Annotated in this window: 6 protein-coding genes; 1 reads left to right on the top strand and 5 read right to left on the bottom strand. The window is 44.9% G+C overall.

The window, feature by feature from the left end; all coding sequences use genetic code 11:
• Positions 1–184 precede the first annotated feature (184 nt).
• The 4 genes from gap to QUB61_RS37175 form a co-directional block, all read right to left on the bottom strand.
• Positions 185–1,216 (bottom strand): type I glyceraldehyde-3-phosphate dehydrogenase, encoded by a 1,032-nt coding sequence (gene gap / locus QUB61_RS37190; protein WP_333129458.1) that lies wholly within the window; start codon positions 1,214–1,216, stop codon positions 185–187.
• Positions 1,217–2,030: 814 nt separating this feature from the next.
• Positions 2,031–2,342 carry a P-II family nitrogen regulator gene (locus QUB61_RS37185; protein WP_333129449.1) on the bottom strand — a complete coding sequence of 104 codons (312 nt, stop codon included), beginning with the start codon at positions 2,340–2,342 and terminating at the stop codon, positions 2,031–2,033.
• Between the two features lies 1 nt (position 2,343).
• Positions 2,344–3,315, bottom strand: coding sequence for a sodium-dependent bicarbonate transport family permease (locus QUB61_RS37180; RefSeq protein ID WP_333129447.1), 972 nt, complete (start codon positions 3,313–3,315; stop codon positions 2,344–2,346).
• Positions 3,316–3,519: 204 nt separating this feature from the next.
• Entirely contained in the window at positions 3,520–4,254 is a 735-nt protein-coding gene (locus QUB61_RS37175) for a glutathione peroxidase (RefSeq protein WP_333129456.1), read from the bottom strand.
• Positions 4,255–4,586: 332 nt separating this feature from the next.
• Here QUB61_RS37175 and QUB61_RS37170 point away from each other — a divergent pair, with 332 nt between their 5' ends.
• A complete protein-coding gene (locus QUB61_RS37170; protein ID WP_333129445.1) occupies positions 4,587–5,372 on the top strand; it encodes a calcium-binding protein in 786 nt (261 codons plus the stop codon).
• A 51-nt stretch (positions 5,373–5,423) separates the two neighbouring features.
• Here the strand turns inward: QUB61_RS37170 and QUB61_RS37165 are convergent.
• The coding region (locus tag QUB61_RS37165; protein WP_333190396.1) for a sulfotransferase at positions 5,424–6,337 on the bottom strand (914 nt) is incomplete at its 5' end.

Genomic DNA, 6,337 nt, shown 5'->3' with positions numbered 1-6,337 from the left:
CCGCCCGTCCAAAAAGGACGGGCGGGACGCCCATCCCACTTTCCTTGTGGAAGTTATTTAATTCTCATTCCTTACATTAGGTAACATTATCAGGAACGGGCCGGAGAGCCCGTTCCACAAAAAATCCTAGGAATTTGTTTGTGGGGTGGGCTTCTAGCCCGCCCAAAATGCCACACCCCAAATATTACTTATTCAAAATTCCGTCTTTCTCGGCCATCGACAGCATCAAGTCAATCACGCGGGAAGAATAACCCCACTCATTGTCGTACCAGGAAACAACTTTGAAAAACTTAGAATTCAGTTCAATTCCCGCACCTGCATCGAAAATGCTCGATCGCGCGTCGCCCTGAAAATCCGTCGAAACTACCGCATCTTCAGTATATCCGAGAATGCCTTTGAGTTCGCCAAGAGAGGCTTTTTTCATGGCTTCACAAATTTCTTTGTAGCTAGTTTCCTTCTGGGTTTTGAAAGTAAGGTCAACTACAGACACGTCGGGAGTTGGCACGCGCAAAGCCATTCCCGTCAATTTTCCTTTCAATTCCGGCAACACCAAAGTAACAGCTTTTGCTGCACCGGTGGAAGATGGAATAATATTTTGAGCCGCACCGCGTCCTCCCCGCCAATCTTTTTGGCTGGGGCCGTCTACAGTTGGTTGAGTAGCTGTCATTGCGTGCACTGTAGTCATTAAACCTTCTTCCAAGCCGAAGTTATCGTTGATAACTTTGGCAATTGGTGCTAAACAATTCGTCGTACAGCTAGCATTGGAAACAACAGTATCTTTTGCCGGGTCAAATTTGTGGTGGTTGACGCCTACTAGAAAAGTTGCAACTTTTTCCGGGTCTTTTGTCGGTGCTGAAAGTATTACTCGTTTTGCTCCCGCCGTCAAGTGTTTTGATGCGCCTTCAAAATCTGTAAACAATCCGGTAGATTCTACAACATAATCTGCGCCGGATTTACCCCACGGCAATTCGGCAGGATTTCTAATCGATGTGCAGGGGATAAAATTTCCGTCAACGACAATCCCGTCTGGTTTGCTTTCAACTTCGCCGTCGTAAATTCCGTGGGTGGAGTCGTATTTGAAAAGATAAGCCAGGTTGTCTGGCGAAACTAAGTCGTTAATGCCGACAAATTCGATGTTGGGGTTTTTGATGCCCGCACGCATAACTAGCCGTCCGATGCGACCAAATCCGTTGATGCCAACTTTTAATGCAGCCATGTTTAAACTCCTATTGAAAATATCCCAACTCGATCGGGCGATCGCCTGTTGTGGCTTAGAATTTACCACGCTAACTGATTTTTGCAACCGATTCTTTTCTATCTCTTAAGAATTCTGAATTCTGCCCCGGTGGCGAAGAGCAATTAATCCTGAAATGACCGCTGGCTAATGGCTGATGGCTGATGGCTGATGATTGTACAAGTGCTATAATAGACAGAAATTATTTTCAAAATCGCCTTTTTTAAATCAGGCTAAAGTAATAATAAAAAACTTCTCCAAAAGCCAAAACGGATTGGCATTCTCACCAGTGGCTGCTTTCGCTGCCCGAAGCCTAGGATTGAAGCCGCAGATACGCGCAAGGACAGCGCACCGTGCCTATTGGTGTCAACTTAACGTCAAATTTAGTACCCGTCTGCTGTTTGACGATTAGGGTTCGATCCCCCCTGATTTTTGCCGCCTACTCCCCGGCCTCCGGGGGGACAGAAGTCTTCTCTTTCGTCCCCCGGACGCCGGGGATGCGAGGGGGAGCGAAACTTGACGGAAAGCGACATTTATCAGGGGTTTGCGTCTTAAGTTGAAACCAATGAGCAAGGCTGTGTCCCTACACATATGGCGTACAGTCTATGTGTAGCTCTACTTTTCCGAATTGGTATAAGCTGTTGTGCGTCTAATTTGACAGTTAATTTTTCTACAATTCTTGGGGGACGGGCAGGAGAGCCCGTCTCTGTATTCAATTTAGATGCTCCGCAGCTTAATCACCAATGACTAATGACTAATGACTAATGACTAATGACTAATGACTCATGACTAATGACTACCCGACACACCTAGTTATTAGCAATTCCACCGCATCTGAAATAAAACACGACCCACCAAACTTATTGAGCACTGGTCTAATGTTTTCTGCAACTGCTGATACTTGAGCTGGTGAACAAAAAGCAAGCACATAAATGTTATCCAGCATCGTCATTGATGAACCGCGGGAAACGTGATCCCTGGTGCTTTTTCCCGCGACATCACGAATTACCGAATAACCGGGTACGCCAGCTTTGTCTAAACCGTCTAAAATCTTGCCGAGCTCCACTGAGTGGGCTATGATTTCTACTCTTTTGACTGACTCCATCATCTCACCTCCAAAACATATTGATTCCGTATAGATACAGGGGAATCCCTACAATGATATTAAATGGAAATGTCACTGCTAAGGCTGTTGAAATGTAAAGGCTTGGATTCGCTTCGGGAACAGTTAGGCGCATGGCTGCTGGTACTGCTATATAAGAAGCACTCGCGCACAATACGGCAAACAGCAAAGTGTCTCCCTGTGGCATTCCGATTAATTTCGCTATTACCAAAGCAATTACGGCGTTGACTATGGGAATTAGGATTGCAAAGCCGATCAGAAAAATTCCTGCTTCTTGCAAATCTTTAATTCTGCTAGCTGCAACCAGCCCCATGTCTAGCAAGAAAAAAGTCAAAACTCCGTAAAATAAGTCTTGAGTAAACGGACTCATAACTTGCCAACCGTGTTCTCCTGTCATTATGCCCATAATTAGGCTGCCAATCAGTAGAAAAACTGAACTGTTTAGGAATGCTTCTTGCAACACTTCTGGCCAAACTATTTCGCGTTTTCCTTCTTCGCCGCCGAATACACTCACGAGGATTAGCCCGACTATAATTGCTGGGGATTCCATTAATGCTAGCGCGGCTACCATGTAACCGTCAAAGTCGATCCCCTGTGCTGTGAGGAAGGAGGTTGCGGTAATAAATGTGACGGCGCTGATGGAACCGTAGGTGGCTGCGATCGCTGCGGCATTGTAAGAGTCGAGTTTGATCCTCAATATGAAAAAAGTATAAACGGGTACTAGCATTGACATCAGCATCGCTGCCACAATTGTCAGGGCAACTTGCTGGTCAATTCCGCTTTTGGACAGTTCGACGCCGCCTTTAAATCCGATCGCAAACAGCAGGTACAGCGAAAACAGTTTGGGGATGGGCGCTGGAATTTCTAAATCAGATTTGAGAAAAATTGCCAGCATTCCCATGAAAAAAGCTAATATGGGTGGATTTAAGATATTTGACGCGACTAAACTCAAATCCACGATCGTTCACTCCCATTTCTTGCGTTTTTAATATTACTTCCCCAGTAATTGTGGCACGAGAATGGATCAATAAACCGATCGAACTTTGGATGCGAAAGCTCGATCGGGCTAAATACCGCCAAATACGGCAAAGGCGCACAGTGCACACCTTACTCGTTGTAAGGTGTGCACCCTGGCACCCGCAAGCTAAGTATTGTGGTTTAACTAAGCAACTCCCAAATAAGACTCTAGGGCTTCGGAACCACCGATCAACTTGCCGTCGATAAATACTTGCGGCACAGTTGTAGCCCCAGTCATAGCCCGCAGCGATCGGGTTGTGATCTCCCGGCCCAAGACGATTTCTTCATAATCCAAGCCATTTTTACTCAGCAGTGCCTTAGCCTTAGCGCAGAAGGGACAGCCCATTTTGGTAAACAGCGAAACTAGCTTCGGCTTGGCTGCTGCGGAGTTGATGTAGTTGAGCATCGTCTCGGCATCGGACACTTTGAAAGGGTCGCCCGGTTCATCAGGCTCAATAAACATTTTTTCAACCACGCCATCTTTTACCAGCATCGAATAACGCCAAGACCGCTTGCCAAAGCCTAAATCTGTTTTGTCTACCAGCATTCCCATGCCTTCGGTAAATTCGCCGTTACCGTCGGGAATTAACGTCAGATTGTCTGATTCTTGGTTTTTTGCCCACTCGTTCATCACAAAGGCGTCGTTGACGGAAATACAAACAATTTCATCTACGCCATTTTCTTTGAAAACTTTGGCCAATTCGCTATAACCGGGGAGGTGCGTTGACGAACAAGTGGGAGTAAAAGCTCCCGGCAGCGAGAAGACTACTACGGTTTTACCTGCAAATATATCATCCGTGGTGACATCCACCCACTCGTTGTCTTTGCGAGTGCGAAAGGTGACTTTGGGTACTCTTTGACCTTCTTGGTTCGTCAGCATGATTTTAAATTCTTGGGTACTTTGGTTCAATTCTTTTGCTTACTTACTTTAGCGTACTCATAACGAGTATGACTTGTCAAGGGGAGGCGGGTTTTTTTCTCGGACTTGGGCGCGGGGCAGTCAGAAACCCGGTTTCTGCACAATACAAAACTTTTTAGGTATGTGAAGTACAGAAAAACCTGTTTTTATATATAAAGGGAAATATAATTTTACAAATATGACTTTTATAATTTGATGAATTTACATTGTGAATTTTATGACTTTTATGAATTTACAGGCTCAGCAGTTTATTTTATGATGTCAATTACAACTGTGTAATCAAGGAATACATCATGGTTTTACAAATAGACCCATCTGAACCGCGCCGCTTAATTGGCGACAATACATCCGAAAGCGATTTTTTATTGAGTTTAGATGAAATTGATTTCCCTTTGGGAGCATGGATGCTCGGAGGTGACGATATAGTTTTCGGTTCCCCAGCTAACGATTTAGCTTATGGCAATGAAGGAGAAGATGCTCTCTACGGAGATTTTGGTAACGATTCCTTGTTCGGAGGAAGGGGGAAAGATCCACTATATGGAGAGGACGGAAATGACTATCTCAACGGAGGGCAAGACGCAGATTTTGTAGAAGGCGGTTCGGGAAACGATATTTTATTGGGCGGTAAAGGCAATGACTTCATAATCAGCGGTAACGGGAATGATACTCTGGTTGGAGGTACGGGGCGAGACTATTTATATAGCGAGAGTGACGATCCTTCTTTACCTAAAATCGGCAGCAATTTGTACGTCTTACAACTAGAGCCCGGACTTAGAGATATCAATAATGCGGATCTGATTCTCCCTTTCCAAGTTGGTGTCGATAAAATTGGATTAACCGGCAACTTGAATGCTAGCGATGTATCTTTGGAATACCTGACAAATGTGACAATTGTACTGCAGTTGGACTTCCCGCAAAGTTTTCAAGACTTTATCGCCCCTGGTGAATTCGCTTCTGTACCGACGGTGGGTTCAGGAACTCTAATCAAAGTTAAAAATTCCGGCGATATGTTAGGTTTTGTTGAGGGTGTAACGCCGGCCCAGATTCAAGGCAGTATTATCTCGGTTCAAGGATTCTAATCTCAAACGACAAGACGGTACTCAGTTTAGGGGCGGGAGTTGTCACAGACTTTATTCCCAATCAAACTTCCTCCCCAAATACTCCTCTAGCTGCTGATTGTAAGGTCGAAAATAATCCCTCAACCAATCGCGAATTGATTGATTGACCGGCGGGTAAGAACCGGGATTAGCATTTTGGTATTCAGACAATTGATATTCCGGCAAATCTAAGAATTCTAAAACTTGCTTGAGTGTTGCTGCCGCACCTGCATAAAAATCTTCGCTTTTCAAAATTAACAACTGTTCTCGGGGAAAGAAAGCCCGCCATTTTTTTATAAATTCTATGTACCTACCGCGGGCTAAATAATTCCCCGGTTCCTCGCCGATGATGTATTCGGGATTTTGATTCAACCGTTCAATTTCATCGCTAATTACTCGATCGAGCGATCGCGCTTCCCAATTTAAGCCAGTCAAACGGTAAAATTGAGAAATCGCCCGATCGACCGGATTTCGCAAAAGTACAATCAGTTTAGCCTCTGGAAACAGGCTGTAGAGCCGTTCCGGTGTTTCCCGAGAGTCAAAATAGCTCGGACTTGCTTCGCCCGTCAAAAATGGCTCTCCCGGAGGCATGGGCGGAAAATGAGCCAAATACCAATCAATCCCTCTGTCAAAGTGCCACGAGAAAAAATCCATCTCCTTTTTAATCGGAGTCAAAATTTGCGGGTGTTGAGCTAAATAAGTATACAGAGAAGTCGTCCCGCACCGCTGACAACCAATAATTATAAAGTTAGGAACTTTGACTGGTTTTAAGTTCCAATTTTGTGGAACAGGCATCTTGCCTGTTTCTTCTTGTGGAACAGGCATCTTGCCTGTCTCTTCTTGTATAACAGGCATCTTGCCTGTATCTGGTTGTGGAACAGGCATCTTGCCTGTCTCTTCTTGTATAACAGGCATCTTGCCTGTATCTGGTTGTGGAACAGGCATCT

Source organism: Microcoleus sp. C2D2, from assembly GCF_036702495.1.
In the GTDB taxonomy this organism is placed as follows: Bacteria; Cyanobacteriota; Cyanobacteriia; order Cyanobacteriales; family Microcoleaceae; genus Microcoleus.
This window is presented reverse-complemented; position numbering and strand designations above follow the sequence as displayed.

Coding starts and splice junctions, on each gene's coding strand:
- gap (WP_333129458.1), bottom strand. CDS start 1,216: ATGGCTGCATTAAAAGTTGGCATCAACGGATTTGGTCGCATCGGACGG.
- QUB61_RS37185 (WP_333129449.1), bottom strand. CDS start 2,342: ATGATGGAGTCAGTCAAAAGAGTAGAAATCATAGCCCACTCAGTGGAG.
- QUB61_RS37175 (WP_333129456.1), bottom strand. CDS start 4,254: ATGCTGACGAACCAAGAAGGTCAAAGAGTACCCAAAGTCACCTTTCGC.
- QUB61_RS37170 (WP_333129445.1), top strand. CDS start 4,587: ATGGTTTTACAAATAGACCCATCTGAACCGCGCCGCTTAATTGGCGAC.